Consider the following 16,509-nt stretch of genomic DNA (forward strand, 5'->3'; position numbering starts at 1 on the left):
TCCTCATAATAATCAGGGTAGGATGGTTTATGTTCATCTTCCTCCGAGTCTAATCCCTGTGAAATGGTATTTTTAGCGGTATCTGTTTGTTCTGTTGCAGAAGCTGGGGCCTCGCCTTTTACTTTCGTAATATAGGCACTAAGTTCCCTAACCGTTGGATACTTGAACAATGCTGTCACCGAAATATCACATTCCAGCTTGTCCTTGATCCTTCTAATCATCTCTGCGGCTGAAAAAGAATTTCCGCCCACGTCGAAAAAAGCATCATCCGTACTTAGATGATCGATATCCAGAAGCTTTTTCCATATTGTTAAAACTTGTTGTTCAACATCCGATTGCGGCAAATGGATTTTTCTTGTTGCTGTCGCCAGCTCGACCCTACGACCCATTAATTCCTTCCGATCTATTTTGCCATTCGGGGTCAATGGCAGCTTGTCCAGTTCGATAAAGAATGCTGGAATCATATAATAAGGCAAGAATGCTTTTAAATAATTTCGTACTTCTTTCGGATCAAGTGAGGATTCCCCGAACTGAGAGTTGTTGCGTAAATAGTAGGCGACAAGCTGCTTATCCCCTCCTTGTTCCTTGGCAATCACGACACATTCATCAATTCCCGGATATGTTCTGGCCTGACCTTCAACTTCACTTAGCTCAATTCGAAACCCGCGGATTTTCACTTGATAATCCATCCGACCCAAATATTCAATGGAACCGTCAGAAAGCCACTTGCATAAATCTCCGGTTCTATAGAGCTTAGTTCCGGGCTTGAATGGGTTGTCAATAAACTTTTCATCCGTAAGCACCGGCTGATTCAGATAGCCTCTGGCCAAGCCATTGCCCGAAATGAAAAGCTCACCCGGAAATCCGACAGGCACAGGTCGAAGGTGCTGATCCAAAATATAAATCTGGGTGTTGGCAATAGGCTTACCGATCGAAATCGGCTTGTCGGCGGTAATCGTTTGAATTGTAGACCAAATCGTCGTCTCAGTCGGACCGAACATATTCCATGCGTCACCGTTGTTATGCACAAAATAAGATTTCAATGTTTCCGAAAGTGCTTCTCCGCCACAGAGCATTTTCATGTTCTCTTCGTTCTTCCAGCCAGCTTGAAAAAGCATGGTCCAGGTCACAGGCGTTGCCTGCATCATTGTCGGTTTTATTTTTTGAATCTCCTGCTTGAGTCTTTCGGCATCCTTAGCCTTTTCAGAACTGCAAACATAGCATTGAGCGCCTTTAATCAAAGGCAGATATAATTCCAGGCCCGCGATGTCAAAGCAATACGTTGTCACTGCAAGCAATTTATCCTGCTCTGTTATGCCTGGCTTTTCTCCCATGGAAAGAAGAAAGTTGGTCAACGCTTTGTGCGGGATCATGACCCCTTTGGGTTTCCCTGTACTTCCAGAGGTATATATCACATATGCCAAATGGCTAGGCTGCACTTCCCGTTTGAGTGTCTTTCTCCCCTTTATACTACTTGTCAGAAGATCCCATTCGTTATCAAGAACAATGCAGTTCACACGACTCTCTGCCAGCCGAGATACTTTTTCCAGCAATCCCGATTGCGTAATGACAAGGGATGCATTGGAATCCTGCAGCATATACTCCAATCGATCCTCTGGATAGTCCGGATCAAGCGGCACATAGGCTCCTCCCGCCAGAAGGATTCCCAACAGCCCAATGACCATTTCTAAAGACCGTTCCATGCAAATTCCTACCAGCGTATCAGGGGTAACGCCCTGATTTTGCAAATATAGAGCGAGTAAAGTGCTCTTTTCTTTTAATTCCCGATAGGTAAGCGATTGTTCTTCATACACGACTGCAATAGCGTCAGGCGTTTTCCTTGCCTGTTTTATGAATAATTCAGGGAAGCATTTATCTGGATAACTTATTTCGGTTGCATTCCAGTCATAAAGGACGCTGTTCTTTTCCTCTTGCAAAAGTAATGAATAGTCCTGCAGGGCAGCCGTAGGATTGCTCATAAGTGCTTCTGCTAATGCGGTGTAACGCTCAGCCATCTGTACGATGGTTGATTCATCGAACAAACCGGAACGGTATTTGATATTTAATGTCAGCTCTTCTTCCTGCTCCAGCAGCTCCAATACCAGCTCATATTCACCTTCCTGGTGAATTTCCTCTACCAACTCAACGGTAAAGCTATCGCTATACGGCGCACAAAGCTGCTGCAAGCTTGAAGTTTGCAGAAAATTTTGGTAAGAAAAAACTGCCTGAAAAACAGGCGAGCTCGCCTGCAAACGTGGCACATTTAATGCTCGAACCAGAGCCGGAAAAGGATAAGGAGCATGATCCATCCCATTGACTACGGTGATTTGCAATTTTTTCATAAAATCCAGGAATGTCTCTGTTTCGGACACTTGGCTGCGTATTGGAAGCATATTGACAAAATATCCGATTAATTGGTCAAAACGCTCCTCTGGTCGTATCATAACTGGCATTCCAACGATGATGTCTTCCTGTTTCGAATACTGGTTAAGCAATATCACATACATACCTAACAAGACGGTAGACAAGCTCATATATTGCGTACGGGCGAAAGATTTTACCCGATTGACCCAATCAACTGGAAGCCGCTTGGTGTATGTTTGTCCTTCCATGCTCGGAGTCAGAAAACCTGAGCGGTTATATGGAAGCTCTAGAGTCGGTAAAGCATCCGACAGTTGTTGCTTCCAATAGGAAAAATGCTTTTCCCCTTCTGCACTCGCCAGCATCGTTTGTTCCCATTCCACAAAATCGCTATAGCTCGCGGCAGGTGGTAAAACGACTGGTCTCTTTCCTTGTCCCAAGTCCTTATATGCATCTAAAAAGCTTTGAATAAAAAGGATGAAAGAACTACCATCAAAAATAATATGATGGATGACCACCAGTATGAAATGTTCTTGTTCGGACCTGGACATCAGATAAACACGCATCAAAGGGTCCTGTTCCAGCGCGAATGGCTGCTTTGCCTTGCTCCGAATAAAGGGAATGATTTCATCCGCTTTCAAGCTTGAAATATCCTCTATCTGCATATTGAACGGCTGAGCAGACTCCAGCTTTTGATAAGGTGTCCCGTTATCCTCTTCAATCACACTTTTTAGAATAGGATATTGCTCTAAAACGGTGTGGAAAGCCTGTTTAACGTTCTCTATCTCAACTTTCGTATTAAATCGGAGACATATTGGTACATTGTAAGCATTTATTTCAGGAGACATTTTATGTAATAGCCACAACCCTTTTTGAACTTCAGAAAGTGGAGTCCGTTGCAAACCATGCAGGATTGTTTCGGTCTTGATCTCTACAACCGGTTTATCTTTTTCAATCTTTTTGGCTAAATAAGCCGATAGTAGTTGAATCGTTGGGTACTCTAGAATTTCTCTTGCATTAACCTTGATCGGATAAGATTTTTCAATGCCGCGTATGAGCTTCATGATAAGAATGGAATCGATGCCATAAACGTGAATATTTTTATTCAAATCCATTGCCTCGGACTCCAAATTCAGTTCCTGTTGCAAAAATTGCACCATATATTCCTGAATCTTCAGCTGTATCAACGAAACAGCGTCTACAGTAGCATCCGTTTCTCCAATACCCGAATGCGCTGTTGAGAGTGCACTCCGATATTGATAAAGTGCCCTAAGCTCTTGTTTGATATAAGCATTACGGCAAACCTTTCTTTGGATTTTCCCGCTCCCCGTTTTGGGAATACTACCTTTTGGCAGCAAATATATATCATAAATCTCAAGTTGATGTGTCCCAGATACGGCATTTAACATCTTTTCGACCAGTCGTTTATATTCCTGCTCATGAAGGGACGTTTCAATCTCTTGTACGACGATTACCTTTTCCTGGCCTTTGACTTCAGAGGCAAATACAGCGATAGGCAAGGTCAACTCCGGCATATTCTTTTGGATGGTCCATTCAATATCGACAGGATGATGATTTTTGCCGTGAACGATAATGACTTCCTTCTCTCTGCCGATGACATAAATATGATTGTCTGCAATAAAGCCAAGGTCACCTGTACGGAAAAAACCGCCTTCTTGTGTACTGGAAAGTACCGCCTCAAAAGTGCTGTCCGTTTCTTGCTTCCTATTTAAATAACCCTCTGCCATCCGATCGGATTTAATCCAAATCTCGCCGATTTCCTCTGGCAGGCATAGCATATGACTTTCAGGATGAACAATCCGTATTTCTGTCGGAGCTTCGATCTCCCCGCAACTGACAACGGACTTCGATGGGTTCTTCTCATCTGTGTATTGGACTCTTCTTTGCTCCAAGCTAGGAATATCCAAATTAAGAAATCTCATCGACTGGCCCGGTTTTACACTGGTAACAGGACACAGCTCAGATAAGCCAAGAAGAGGACAAAATATATCTTCTTTAAGCCCCAATGCCCGGAAATGATGGACAAAATTTTCGTAACTTTCCTTCCGAATGGGCTCACCTGCACATATAATAGCTTGAAGATGGTGCAAAGAATATTCCTGTAGTGAAGCTACGTCCAAGGTGGAGCAGCAGTAATCGAATGCAAAGTTTGGCGCAGCCGTATGGGTAGCTTGATACTTGTCAATCATCTGAATCCAGTGCTCCGGATTTTTAGCAAAGCTTTCTGGTGGGAGAATAATGCTTGAGGCGCCATTCAATAGCGGTACCAAAATATTGTTTTGCAGTCCAAAAGCATGGAATTGCGGCATCCAGGAAACGATACGGCTATTTTGGTCAATTCTCCATTGCTCAGCCTTAACCTGATTCATTAAACATCTATGGCTGAGAATTACGCCTTTAGGCAGAGATGTAGAGCCTGATGTGTACAGCAAAAGGGCCATATCTTCAGGTGCTGGCATTCTCATCTTTATATCTACGTGGGCGGCGCTCTCTTGAAGAATCTCATCAATATTTAGGATACGAAACGTTCTATACTCCGGTTGTGTTTGGAGAAAAGCTTTGAAGGCAGTATTTGTTATGATACATACAGCCCCGGAATCCGTTTGAATAGGCTTTATTTTCTCAAGTATTTTTTCATCTGGCTCTGCTGCTGTAATGGGTGTAGGGATGGCTACGATGTTTGCATAAAAACATGCCAGCATGCTGCTGATATATCCCAGACCCTGAGGAAATACAAGGAGCGCTCTTTCCTGCGCAGCCAGTTCTTTCATTAGAATGTTGCCCAAAGTTTGCACTTGCAGCAAAAGCGTGGTCCCCGTAAGCACGTGAGGATGCTCTCCTTCATTCTCAAAAGTAAACAACTCTGTTTCAGGAAATTGCCGGCAAGTTTCCATAAAAGAAAGGATCGGGATATTAAAGTCTGATCTTTGATCATGTTTACGTGTCATTCATCCACCAACTCCTCAAACACAAAATTTAAATACAACATGAGCCAAATGCTTATCACGATGTCTATTTTGAGCTGCTGTTTCACGCTTGAAGCGTTGCCTAATCGGAAGTAGCAAAGAAAAAACGAGTGATGAGAAAGGCTATGCGCCCCTTTCACACTCGTTTCCAGATTCCCATGAAAAACCGTAAAAGCGTCCAACAAATATAAATAAGGATGTGAAAAAGTTATTATTTTCCAAACAGGTTGATGATTCGTTCTTTAACCTCGGCTTGGTGAAAGGTCTTCTCATGCATAATCAGCTCTTGTTCTACGATTTTGGGAAGCTGAGCGCGGAGTGGAGCAACCAGATGATCCTTTAATGTGATTAATGAAAATCTGGGTTTCTCGGCCAGCTGTCTAGCAAGATCCAATCCATAGCTCATCACTTCTTTGCGAGGCAAAACTGGAAATGGCACTCCCCGCTTCTCCAGTTCTGCGCCTCGGTAATTCCCCCCATTTAACAATAATTCTTCTCCCAGGCTGAACCCGAGTTTTTGGGGAAGAATGAACGTCGCGCCCATTCCTGGTGTGAATCCATATCTCATAAAATTAGTCGTATACATACTTTCCTTACTCAGGATTACGAAATCAGAAAATAGCCCCATGACAAAGCCCCCACCAACCGCATGGCCCTGCATAGCAGCTATCACTGGAACTTTGCAGTTCAATGCTAGAGAGTAAATATTTTCATCAGTAAACTTTGATGTTCCTTCATGTATAGCCAATAGTCCTTCTTGCGTTCCACCAGTGGCGAAGTAGTTGTCATACCCTGTTAGAATTACGACTTTGCAGGTCGAGTCATCCTGGATCGTACGGAACGCTTCTCTAAGTCCATGAGTCATTTCAAGTGTAAATGTATTTTTATGAACTCTATCTTGCATTGTTACTTGAATAATCCCTCGCTCGATCTCAAGTAACTCAACCACAGATTGTGACATGATGATCTACTTCCCCCTCAGCATCCCGTCTTGTGGCAAACGCCCATCAGTCCATCCACGGAAATTGACCTGTTTCGACATATCGGAAAATGCCCTTCAGATTTTGAGCGTCTGAAAACACCTCTTGATTGGACGCCAGCGCCAGTGATTTATACTGACGCAAATCGCTGAGTTCGTCCATAAAGCGTTTGTAGCGTAAAATACCCGTTTTGGACAATCGTCTGAGGCGTAATAAATGCTTGCGCAGTACCGTATCACTCTGGGCATCATATGCATCGACTAATCCCCATGTAAGAGCCTGCTCAACCATAATCGGCTGTGTCATTAATGTCAAATAATTCGCTTTTTGGAATCCAATTCTGCGTACTAAAAAGGGCAGAACACAAGCAGGGAAAAGCCCAAATAACAATTCCGACAGACTGAACTGTGCTGTCTGATCTGCTATCACAATGTCGCTGGCAGCAATAAATCCAATGCCGCCAGCGTTTGCCTTTCCTCGCACATGAGAAATCGTGATATAGGGCCCTGTCGCCAGTTTTAACCACAGATCATATAGAGGTTCTGGATTCTGTGCATGCTCATGTTCATTTGCCATTTTTTCGTACATTCCTTGAAAATCCGCTCCAAGACAAAACACCTCCGGCAGGCCTTCCAAAACAACGATCGTAACCGACTCCTCACACAGTGCAAGCACATGCATGCATTCCTCAATGAGGGTGTTATTAATCGTGTTATTTGCCTCTGGTCGGTAAAACCGTAAATAACAAATCGATTCTTGAAACCGAACCTGAATTGTTTGATAATTCATGATTCCCACCGATATTTGCGGTGGAATTCATAGATTTCCTCCAGATATAATCGCTGTCTCCCTTTCCCGGAATCGATCACTCCAGGAACCAATTGAAAATCAAGTTTGGTGTTGCGGGTTCCAAAACGTACAGCGCCACTGCCTTTCAGCAGGGATTCATATTCATCCATGGATAATTGATACCGATCATTCAAATTACGCTCGATCTCAAAACGACGCAGATATTCCTGGCTTTGCGGCATCACTACCCCGCTATAAAATTCCGAGCAGCAGCCTGATCCATAGGAAAAGCAACCAATCCGCTTCGGAGAATCAAATGTGCCCTTATCAATCGTGCCTGCCAAGGACAGGTACAAGGTCGCACCCATAATATTGCCGACTCGTTGGCAATACTCCAATCCTGGCTTGACACGTTGTACATAATCCGCCTCAATCTCATTGGGCTTGGCCTGAGTAATCCTTCGCATCATCGTGCGATGCGCTCCTTTTACCATTCCACCGAATGGAGTATGGAAGGAAAGATACTGGAAGGTATCTTTATAGTCCACTCCTTGTACCCGTTTCTGGTATTCCAAAAATGCTTGCTCGCAGCAGTCCAGATAGGACATTAAAGACAAGTCCGCATCTCCGGCCTCGCTATCTGGTATCGGCCGGCAAGTATCCATCACCTCATAGCCATAATATCCATTAGCGCCCGCATCGACTTGGAATATATGAGGATTTTCACTAATGAGCATGGCCACAGCCCCTGCCCCTCCGCTTGGTTCAGCGTAAGACCAATCCTCACTCAAAACATCCCCGCCTTCAGCGGCAATAAATCGTGAGATATCACTGGCAATAACAAGCGCTTTGGCCCCTGGCGAGACTTGGGATAAAATAAAATTCACCGCCATTTGGAGTCCGGCAGTACCTGAATAGCAGGCTTGCTTGAGTTCAAATAGCCTGCAATTCCGATTCAGTCCCAAATAGTGGTGAATATATGTACTGATTGATTTTCCAAAATCAATTCCTGATTCTGTACAGGTGATGAGCATTTCGATGCGGTTTTTTTCCGCTTCAGAGAGGGCGTCCACCAGCGGTTTTGCCGCATTGACTCCAAAGGTAACCGGATCTTCATAGGGCAGGGCAACAGCCTTTTCTTTCATTAATAAATTTTCAAATCTCGCAGGGTCCAACTGTCTGTGCTGCGCTAATTGCATGACATCTAGATAGGCTGAGCCCCCAAAAACATTCATTGCTTCTATTCCTACCAATACCATAATGCTCCCCCTTTCTTAAATGCCCGACTCATACTTTTGCATACAGATGGCCGTATTGATCCCGCCAAATCCCATGCTCAAATTCATAGTATTGTGAATAACCGCTGGGATGGACTCATTTTTCACCCAGTTGCAATCCACTCTGATCGGCTCCTCCAAATTGCGGGTAGGATGAAGTTTCGACTCTTTCATTTGTAGAAGAGTAGCAATAATTTCAACCGTCCCAGCTGCGCTCAGACCATGCCCGATAATGGATTTGGTTGCATTGATGTAAGCATGTGATAATTGGCAATTCTGTATTGCCTTTATTTCGATCTCGTCCCCAATTACAGAGCCTGTCCCATGGGGATTAATATAATCAATTTTTTCCGGCGACAGTTTCGCTTTCTCCAAGGCCCTTTTAATCACTCGAACCTCGCCTTCATAAGAAGGATTGGGGTTCCGGTTCCGATCCATCCCCATATCCCAGCCTGAAAGCTTTCCATAAGGTTTCCCCTGCCGCTTCATTGCAAAATCCGACCGCTCTATGACGATAACTCCGCAAGATTCCCCGTATATAAATCCATCGTGCATCTTATCAAAGGGGCGACACGCCATTGCTGGTTGGTCGGCATATCGGTCGCTTCCCATGGCTCCCAAGGATCGCAATGCCTGGCATTCCAAATACGAAATATCCATCAACGCCCCCATCGCAATGCACACATCAACCCGATTTGCTTGAATTGCCTCAATCGCTTGAATGATGGCGACTTGTCCGCTCGCGGAAGCCCCGCCGACAGTATACGCTAACCCTTGAATACCGAATTGCTCAGTGCATAATCCGCACAAATCAGTATCCATAAAGGACAGCCCATAGGTCGGAGATACAAAGTGCATTTTTTCCCGATAAGCCTCATAGGTTTGAAATAATTCCCGTTGCTGAAAATTGGAGCCTCCAATCACCAATCCTATGCGGCTAGGGTCGACGTCATCCAATTGAGCATCATCCCAGGCCTCTTGAAGGGTAACCATTGCCACCTGTCCTGAAAATGATGCGGTTCGTAACATTCGTTTGGAAATGGTCTCCGGATAAGACAGAGATGGCAGCTCCGCACCTATAAATGAAGCTTCTCCCTTTCTGCCTGGACGTTGCATAACTCCAAATGCATGTTGCCCTTTGAACAGCGCCGAAGCAAAGGCAGTCTTCCCTTGCCCAATCGACGAAGTAACACCAACTCCCGTAATAACTAACTCAGGCTCTTTATAATTTGGCATAAAGCGCATCTGCCAACTCTCCTACATTTTTAACGCCAGATAACTCAACGCGCGGAATATTAAGAGATAATGCTTCCATAGACTTCATTACAATATCGGCTCGATCTACCGAATCCGCACCCAAATCTACCAAGCGATCGTCATACTGAAACTGGTGATCGTTTAATTCCGGTAGAACTTCACAAATACAACCTTTAACGATTTCGAATACTTCTTCTTTACGCATGTATATCCTCCTAAAATTGGGTTATTTACAAACAGCTTGGATGGAAAATCGGATTAAATTGCTCATACAATTGAGACATATTGATACTCCATTCCGTCTTCCTTGGCGCTGCAATAGTAAAGATGTAGTTACCCAACCGATACGACTGGGCGGCATATTGCGGAAAATGCGAAAATGTACTCCGAAAGCATCCACTATTAAATCTGATCTCGTTAATTTCAAGCACTTGCAATGATGCGGTAAAGCCTGTGCGCAATATTTTCGAAATCGCCTCCTTTACCGTCCAAGAAACCGTCAATAAAACAGAGTATTCCTCTACTCCTCGCACGGCTGCGATTCTTTCCCTTTCTTCCGTCGTCAATTGGCTTTCCATGGTCTTATTTCGGTTAGGACTTATCCTCTCAATATCAATCCCCATAGGATGCGCTTCTGGAAAAACAACAGCGGTCCCGATATCATCACAGTGGGCAATGCTCACTTGGTAACCAGGGACTCCGGTAGTTCGAAGCAAGGGCTGGCCGAAAACACCTGTCTCCACGCTTATGTTGCGTAGGTTCTGCTCCCTTAACAGCACGGATGCTGCTTGTTTTGCACTTAGCCTGCCAAGCAGAAAGTTGGATTTTCGGCGCTGGAATAGCAGGCTCTCAAAGTAGCTACACTCATCTGAATGAAAAATCTCCGGATCGAGAGCAGCATCGTCACGGCATACTGCATGTACAAAACTAACAGCCGCCTTCATCACGATATCTTCCCGCTTCAACATGAGCTGTTCCGTATACATGGTCACATGCATATCCCCCTATGAATAGGCAAGCACAAACCAAAAAAAACCTTCAAATGCCTTAAGGGCTCTGAAAGCTTCCAAATGGAGAAGATATCCCCACGATTATTCTATTTAAACTTTACTAATAATTTCTAAAGCTACGTTCACTAGTCTGATATCACCCATAAATTCTAGCTGAATAACCGCCTGTCTTTTATGTCTGTCTATCTTCTTAACTATGCTGCTTCTTCCTTTAAGCGGCCCTTCTATGATACGTATATTGTCTCCTTCAATAATTCCAGTTGAGCATTCTATACAATATCTATCATTGCATAAACTCTCTAAAACTTGTCTCTCGCAATCTCGCATAGAAGCTTCTAACTTCGAATATCTCAATAAACGAATGATATCGCTGGAAGTATAAATCATTGAATTTGTACTTGTTACGAACTGCAAGTCAGGTAAGTTGGACTCAATAAACACATAACTGGGGAACAAAGGCGCTAATTCTTTTTTGACTGTTCCTGCTACTTTAAAAAGCCTCTCTTGGAGCGGTATAAATGGTTTGTAAACTTCAGAATCAAACCACTTATTAAAAAGTTGTTTAACCCTTTCTTCCCTACCCGTTCGCACAAAAAGCACGTACCAATTCACTCCGCTCATCTCCTAACAAAACATACTGCCAAAATCAACCCCTATAATGTCTGCTGCCAGTGTATGCATAGCTTCGCCCTTTCACTTATCCTGCTTGATAAGCTACAATCTCTCACGATATGTCCCTCATCAGTGGTTAACGTGACCCGCCAGCGATTAACCGCAAACAAGTTCCTTTATTTTTCATATAATCATATAATTGGAATAGTATATTTCCATTATAATCCTCTGCTCAAACAGTGTCAATTGCCATTTTGGCAACAACCCGGTCTATATTTAAGGGGGTAGAGGCCCCATCACCCTTTAGAACTGCCCCCTTTTTACCAACTCATTTAAAATTGAATAAACCTTTTTGGTTGGGGCGCATTCTGAAATTAATAAACGGCTTCATGCTCGTAAATTGAAAATAAATATTTTCATCCATAAGGTGACTGAGTGGGAACCCAGGTGCTTTACCATATGAATGAGCAGGATAAATTTGAATGGAGCTATCAACCTCTCGCTTTATTTTTTGAACGCTATGATATAAGTCTTTCGGATCTCCTCCATTCGGATCACAAAAGCCACAACCTTCAATGAAAATGGTATCCCCCGTAAACAAGTGATTGGATAAAAGATAGCATACACTTCCCACGGTATGTCCTGGGGTCAAAAGACTTCTAATTTCTGTTTCTCCAAGTTTGATAATATCCCCATCTTTAACGGGATGTAAATTTTCACATCTAAAATGGTAATAATCGATTTCTTGTATTGACATGAATACGTGCGGTCTATACTTTTCCAGGAGCGGATTTACCAAATTAACATGATCTAAATGTGAATGGGTTAATAGTATGGCTCTGAGATTACCATTCAACTGTCGAAGATATGACTCTATTTTCGATAAATCCCATGACGGATCGACAATAGCAATGTCTCCTGTTTTCTTATCCATTACAATATATACATAGTTAATAAAATTCATAAAACAGACTCTTAACTGTTCCATATGGTATGTCAGACTCATATCAGCTTCACTGAACCCACCTTCCCATGGCCAAATCCAAATTTGTGCGTCAAATTCACAGTTCAAATGCGGCTGAATTGATCTACATCACTATGCGTTTGCTATGTTGTAGTCTTTGCTAAGAGTTCCTGAATAACAAGCATTTCTGCGCTTTTCGGGATAATTCTCGTCTCCGATGTCTTTCTGTCAAAAGTTGCTGTACCAATGATTATACCAACTTATGCAATAGAAAGGCTTCGGCCCTCTGTTACAAGATTTTGCTCTATAAAGTCGTAAAACTCTTTCTCGCTGTAATTACGTAACTAAAAAAAATACCGCCATACGGCGGTATTTTTGGTTTCTCTTAATATGAACACTATTATTCACACTTTCATAAACTACTAATACAAAATACATTTTTTACTGAAAGAGAGTTGGCTGAGATGAAACCTAAAAAAACTGGAAAAAGTACAGCTACTGTCCGTAGAGGGATGAATAGATCCCCTATACAATCTCAACCTCACGCATTGAAGAAGAAAAGAATATTGCCTACTCAGGCTGTTGTTAGAAACGGCGGCTTTGAAGATCAGGATTTGACACCTTGGATTGCAAACGTCAGCAACGTGACAGGTCAAATCTTTATTACCAGAACCAACCCGCACAGTGGCAATCAAGCCGTCAGAATCTCAGCTAACCCGGGGCACAGCGTCTCGCTTAGACAAACGATTTCCGATCTGAGAAGAGGAAGAAGATACCGTGTGACCTTCTGGGTACGTAATTTGATCAGTCCTTTCGGTGGTCGGCTTCAAATTAGTTTAGGAGAGCAAACCTACACGATCCAGCTTAACTCGCTACCTTCATCACAATATGAGAGAGTCTCCCGTACCTTCTCAATCTCAGGGAATTCGGGGACAGTCTCCAGAGATTTAGTGTTTCGCGTTACAGCACAGGATGCTTTTGCAACCATTCTTTTGGATGATGTATCTATATCCAGATTAAGATAATAAATCATTTGGTAGCAGAATTATCATTACAAAACACAAAACTAAACTGAATTTTATAGCATGTAATTTTCCCAAAATTAAAGCGCCTCCTCCGCATATTAACGGTGAGGCGCTTCGTTGGTCCTGTGTACCTGCAGATACTGTAATCTATATAAAATACCAGAGTCTGTCCCCAATTCGTCTTTGTTCTCCTAACTAAAAGTGAAAATCTTAAAAAGATAATTATACTTTCACGTCAAAAGTAAAATTCTCCACCTCTTCTTCGGCTTCACGCATTAAATCCAACAAACGATCGGCGTATTCTCCAAGGGATTTCCTGCTTGCGTGAAAATCAAGCCATTGAATTGTAAGTGGCATCGGGATGGAGCCAGTTAAGCAATCCCATAATGCATCCAAATTTCGACCGTAAGTTTGGTCTAATCCAAGCTGGGCTTGAAGTGTGTCATGTAATTCTTCTTTTCCATGAATGTTATTTCCATTTATAATTACAACCATCATAAAGCCTCCTTCATTCTTTTAGTTGCTCAAACGTACGGTAATGATCAGTTGTTTTATAGATTAAGCCATCATTGGAGTAGAGAATTCGATCGCTCCCCCTAGTTCCGCCTGAGTAATTAATGTCTGCTTCGTACCAAATTCTCCCTTTTTTCTCGGGCAACAAGCCTTCTCGATTTCGAAATACATCACCGCCTATGCTTTTGCCTGGGGCTACTTTTTCCAAATTTCCTTCACTAGGCTCCCAGCCTAATTTTCTGGCCTCTTTCTTGGTTATATAATTCCCGGGAAGATCAGTATGCTCCGAAATATATTTAGCGACTTCATCAAATTGCGTTAAAACAGAACTGCTGTGTGTCGAGTCCTTTAATGAGACCGTTTGGAGCGAACAGCCTGTAAACAGGATGGTCACTAAAATAAAAAGCAAGACACCTAAATATTTTTTAACATTCATTACATTTAATCTCCTTTGATAGTTACATCCTATGTTCAAAACTTATCAATCTCATTGATTTCTTTTATTCATTATTTTTTCTTTTGGTGTATAATAGTCACCTGTGAAAGTAAATCCAAATTGTTTATATAATTGAATTGCATGGATATTATTTTCATAAACACTTAAATAAATATGGTGGCCAGGGTACTCATTTTCTAAAAATGAAATAAGCTTTTCCATAAAATATTTGCCCAAGCCCATTCCCTGAAATCGCTCATCTATTAGAAACCGATCGAACCAGACTTCGTCTTCAAATTTACCGTACATAGCAAAACCCACTGGTATAGCATTTTTATACAGACCTACTGGTACAAAACGAGTATCCTCCCTAGCCTCTTGTAAACACTGTGAGATGGATTCTACAAACTGTCGCTGATCCTTAGCTATGCTTAAGGAAAGTACTTCTTTTTCATTCGAGCTCGTTACAACCCGAATTTCGCTAAACATAATAACAAAACCTTTCCATTTAGTTTGTCTACAAAACGATCATATGGTATATAGTAACTATATAGTCAAGGGAGGCACTCAAAAATGAATGAAAAATACTTTACTCCGAGGGAATTTTCCGATCTATGTAAAGTTAATAAGCAGACATTACTCTATTACGATCAAATTGGCCTTTTTTCTCCGATTTACAAAAACGATAAAGGATATCGTTTTTATTCTATTCGTCAATTAGAATGGTTCAACGTTATTGAATTGTTAAAAGATCTTGGAATGTCACTCAAAGAAATCCAGCAGTATATGAAACACAAATCACCTGCCAGCTTTTTATCTTTAATGCACCAACAGAAAGAGAACATTGTTAAAAAAAGAAAAGAAATTGAAATGACGGAAAGAATCATCGACGCAAAAATAGAACTCATGGAAGAGGCATCACGGTTAGATTTTCACCAGATTTCTCTTGAACAACACACAGAAGCAACACTTTATCTTAGTAAAAATATAAAAAATATTTCGGAAGAAGATTTTGTGAGAGTGGTTTCAGAATTTGTTGACGAATTATATGTATCATTTCTCGATACAGGATATCCTATTGGGGGTATTACAAAAAAAGAGCAAGTATTGAAGGGTGAATATACGAACTACAGTTATCTGTACATAAAGCAACCTAATCCTCGGGAGGACTATCCTTATTTGAAAACTAAGAAAGGATATTTTCTAACGGGCTACCATATTGGTGAAGAAAAGAGCATTCATGAAACCTATGATCGACTTTTTTCGGAAATGGATCGACTAAACTTATCTTTAGGAGATTATGTTTATGAAGAATATATATATGATGCCGTGGTAAAATACCGGGAAAAAGATTATATTACCAAAATTATGATGGAAGTCATATTAGAATAAGGGTAGGCTCCTACTTTACCTCAATCTCTCCTTCATCAGGCTACGAAAAATAATCCTCTAGCGGATATTAGTAACGAGGATAAGAAAGGCGTAAAGAGAACAGAAAAACTATTTTGAGGAAGAAGCAACCAAAGTTATTGATGCGTTAATCAAGAGCGACTCAGTCTGAAGACTTTACCTTTCCATAAAAAATGAAGCCTATGAGGTATGCAGATATGCATATAGAGGAAGTATCCACTCATGTCAAAGCTATGCGTAAATCCAAAAATTTGTCCCCAATCCGTCCCCAAAAGTGAAAATGGCACTCGCCCCTTATGATATGGGTTTTAGATCTCAACCCCTAAAAAAAGCAAAAAGCCCCTGATTATCAAGGGCTTCATGCAATAAACTAGGATGCCGAGGACCGGGATCGAACCGGTACGGTAGTCACCTACCGCAGGATTTTAAGTCCTGTGCGTCTGCCAATTCCGCCACCCCGGCAAGCATTTAGGAACGCTATTTTACACTTACTTGTTCTTGTCTTACAAGTATCTGAGAAGCTTACTTACTAAGAAGTGTTCTCGTTATGTAAATGTCGTTCATCTGGGCACCAACTTATAATACGATATTTTTATCAAATTGTAAAGTGTTTTTTTAAAAAATAATAAAATTTCTCTTTTTGTATAACTTGTGCACATTTGAACTACACTAATAAACGTCTTTCCAAACCACCAGAAGGGGTGTTACGAATGCGTGAAGGTATGATTCCAGCTGTTCTTGGGACGGTAGTATCGGCTTCAGGCGCTGTGTTGCTGAGCAGTAAGTACAAACTTGCAGCTACAGGCATTCTCGGTTTCGGACTGGCTCATGTTGTTCTGGGAGCGATTGATTTGATTGAGCATCGCTAGTTGTTTGGAAAGTACCGGG

15 protein-coding genes and 1 tRNA gene (1 of these 16 cut by a window edge) are annotated in these 16,509 nt (G+C 42.1%); 3 read left to right on the top strand and 13 right to left on the bottom strand.

Annotated elements, in window-relative coordinates:
* The 9 genes from MKX36_RS15825 to MKX36_RS15865 form a co-directional block, all read right to left on the bottom strand.
* A protein-coding gene (locus MKX36_RS15825) for an amino acid adenylation domain-containing protein (RefSeq protein ID WP_340865003.1) crosses the window boundary here: on the bottom strand, positions 1-5,330 show its beginning. The gene continues 5,800 nt to the left of window position 1, outside the view; 5,330 of the gene's 11,130 nt are visible here — the first part of the coding sequence; its start codon is at positions 5,328-5,330; the stop codon falls past the left edge of the window.
* Positions 5,331-5,559: 229 nt separating this feature from the next.
* A complete protein-coding gene (locus MKX36_RS15830) occupies positions 5,560-6,309 on the bottom strand; it encodes a polyketide synthase (RefSeq protein ID WP_193190924.1) in 750 nt (249 codons plus the stop codon).
* 46 nt (positions 6,310-6,355) lie between these two features.
* The gene (locus tag MKX36_RS15835) at positions 6,356-7,117 is read right to left on the bottom strand and encodes an enoyl-CoA hydratase/isomerase (protein ID WP_016821482.1); all 762 of its coding nucleotides are present in this window, start codon (positions 7,115-7,117) and stop codon (positions 6,356-6,358) included.
* Positions 7,114-8,376 (bottom strand): hydroxymethylglutaryl-CoA synthase family protein, encoded by a 1,263-nt coding sequence (locus MKX36_RS15840; protein ID WP_016821483.1) that lies wholly within the window; start codon positions 8,374-8,376, stop codon positions 7,114-7,116. The genes MKX36_RS15835 and MKX36_RS15840 overlap by 4 nt, the downstream gene beginning before the upstream one ends.
* Before the next feature lie 15 nt (positions 8,377-8,391).
* Positions 8,392-9,639, bottom strand: coding sequence for a beta-ketoacyl synthase N-terminal-like domain-containing protein (locus tag MKX36_RS15845; protein ID WP_340865004.1), 1,248 nt, complete (start codon positions 9,637-9,639; stop codon positions 8,392-8,394).
* Positions 9,617-9,856 carry an acyl carrier protein gene (locus tag MKX36_RS15850; protein WP_016821485.1) on the bottom strand — a complete coding sequence of 80 codons (240 nt, stop codon included), beginning with the start codon at positions 9,854-9,856 and terminating at the stop codon, positions 9,617-9,619. Before MKX36_RS15850 ends, MKX36_RS15845 begins: the two co-directional genes overlap by 23 nt.
* Positions 9,857-9,881: 25 nt before the next feature.
* On the bottom strand, positions 9,882-10,637 hold the full coding sequence (locus MKX36_RS15855; protein WP_228552566.1) for a 4'-phosphopantetheinyl transferase family protein: 756 nt from the start codon (positions 10,635-10,637) through the stop codon (positions 9,882-9,884).
* 114 nt (positions 10,638-10,751) lie between these two features.
* Positions 10,752-11,273, bottom strand: a complete 522-nt coding sequence (loaP, locus tag MKX36_RS15860) for an antiterminator LoaP (RefSeq protein ID WP_016821487.1) — start codon at positions 11,271-11,273, stop codon at positions 10,752-10,754.
* Positions 11,274-11,601: 328 nt separating this feature from the next.
* Entirely contained in the window at positions 11,602-12,237 is a 636-nt protein-coding gene (locus tag MKX36_RS15865) for an MBL fold metallo-hydrolase (protein WP_049828186.1), read from the bottom strand.
* Positions 12,238-12,701: 464 nt separating this feature from the next.
* Between MKX36_RS15865 and MKX36_RS15870 the strand changes: the two genes are divergently transcribed.
* Entirely contained in the window at positions 12,702-13,262 is a 561-nt protein-coding gene (locus MKX36_RS15870; RefSeq protein ID WP_340865005.1) for a carbohydrate binding domain-containing protein, read from the top strand.
* Positions 13,263-13,484: 222 nt separating this feature from the next.
* On the opposite strand, the gene MKX36_RS15875 is transcribed toward MKX36_RS15870, so the two are convergent.
* Genes MKX36_RS15875 through MKX36_RS15885 form a run of 3 tightly spaced genes read right to left on the bottom strand, consistent with a single transcriptional unit; the run spans position 13,485 to position 14,700 of the window.
* Entirely contained in the window at positions 13,485-13,757 is a 273-nt protein-coding gene (locus MKX36_RS15875; RefSeq protein WP_016821490.1) for a barstar family protein, read from the bottom strand.
* Positions 13,758-13,770: 13 nt separating this feature from the next.
* On the bottom strand, positions 13,771-14,211 hold the full coding sequence (locus MKX36_RS15880; protein WP_340865006.1) for a ribonuclease domain-containing protein: 441 nt from the start codon (positions 14,209-14,211) through the stop codon (positions 13,771-13,773).
* Positions 14,212-14,262: 51 nt separating this feature from the next.
* The gene (locus tag MKX36_RS15885; RefSeq protein WP_017428097.1) at positions 14,263-14,700 is read right to left on the bottom strand and encodes a GNAT family N-acetyltransferase; all 438 of its coding nucleotides are present in this window, start codon (positions 14,698-14,700) and stop codon (positions 14,263-14,265) included.
* Positions 14,701-14,784: 84 nt separating this feature from the next.
* Here MKX36_RS15885 and MKX36_RS15890 point away from each other — a divergent pair, with 84 nt between their 5' ends.
* A complete protein-coding gene (locus MKX36_RS15890; RefSeq protein WP_016821493.1) occupies positions 14,785-15,603 on the top strand; it encodes a MerR family transcriptional regulator in 819 nt (272 codons plus the stop codon).
* 394 nt (positions 15,604-15,997) lie between these two features.
* On the opposite strand, the gene MKX36_RS15895 is transcribed toward MKX36_RS15890, so the two are convergent.
* Positions 15,998-16,083: transfer RNA gene (locus tag MKX36_RS15895), tRNA-Leu, on the bottom strand.
* A gap of 248 nt (positions 16,084-16,331) precedes the next feature.
* Between MKX36_RS15895 and MKX36_RS15900 the strand changes: the two genes are divergently transcribed.
* Positions 16,332-16,490, top strand: a complete 159-nt coding sequence (locus MKX36_RS15900) for a hypothetical protein (RefSeq protein ID WP_013311032.1) — start codon at positions 16,332-16,334, stop codon at positions 16,488-16,490.
* Positions 16,491-16,509 lie beyond the last annotated feature (19 nt).

Origin of the sequence: Paenibacillus sp. FSL W8-0439 (genome assembly GCF_038008995.1) — a bacterium.
Classification (GTDB): Bacteria; Bacillota; Bacilli; order Paenibacillales; family Paenibacillaceae; genus Paenibacillus; species Paenibacillus polymyxa.

Bases quoted from the DNA above. Each gene is read 5' to 3' on its own strand.
- MKX36_RS15870 (WP_340865005.1), top strand. From the start codon at position 12,702: ATGAAACCTAAAAAAACTGGAAAAAGTACAGCTACTGTCCGTAGAGGG.
- MKX36_RS15865 (WP_049828186.1), bottom strand. From the start codon at position 12,237: ATGAATTTTATTAACTATGTATATATTGTAATGGATAAGAAAACAGGA.
- MKX36_RS15830 (WP_193190924.1), bottom strand. From the start codon at position 6,309: ATGTCACAATCTGTGGTTGAGTTACTTGAGATCGAGCGAGGGATTATT.
- MKX36_RS15840 (WP_016821483.1), bottom strand. From the start codon at position 8,376: ATGGTATTGGTAGGAATAGAAGCAATGAATGTTTTTGGGGGCTCAGCC.
- MKX36_RS15885 (WP_017428097.1), bottom strand. From the start codon at position 14,700: ATGTTTAGCGAAATTCGGGTTGTAACGAGCTCGAATGAAAAAGAAGTA.
- MKX36_RS15890 (WP_016821493.1), top strand. From the start codon at position 14,785: ATGAATGAAAAATACTTTACTCCGAGGGAATTTTCCGATCTATGTAAA.
- MKX36_RS15900 (WP_013311032.1), top strand. From the start codon at position 16,332: ATGCGTGAAGGTATGATTCCAGCTGTTCTTGGGACGGTAGTATCGGCT.
- MKX36_RS15850 (WP_016821485.1), bottom strand. From the start codon at position 9,856: ATGCGTAAAGAAGAAGTATTCGAAATCGTTAAAGGTTGTATTTGTGAA.
- MKX36_RS15835 (WP_016821482.1), bottom strand. From the start codon at position 7,117: ATGAATTATCAAACAATTCAGGTTCGGTTTCAAGAATCGATTTGTTAT.
- MKX36_RS15845 (WP_340865004.1), bottom strand. From the start codon at position 9,639: ATGCGCTTTATGCCAAATTATAAAGAGCCTGAGTTAGTTATTACGGGA.
- MKX36_RS15880 (WP_340865006.1), bottom strand. From the start codon at position 14,211: ATGAATGTTAAAAAATATTTAGGTGTCTTGCTTTTTATTTTAGTGACC.
- MKX36_RS15875 (WP_016821490.1), bottom strand. From the start codon at position 13,757: ATGGTTGTAATTATAAATGGAAATAACATTCATGGAAAAGAAGAATTA.
- MKX36_RS15855 (WP_228552566.1), bottom strand. From the start codon at position 10,637: ATGTATACGGAACAGCTCATGTTGAAGCGGGAAGATATCGTGATGAAG.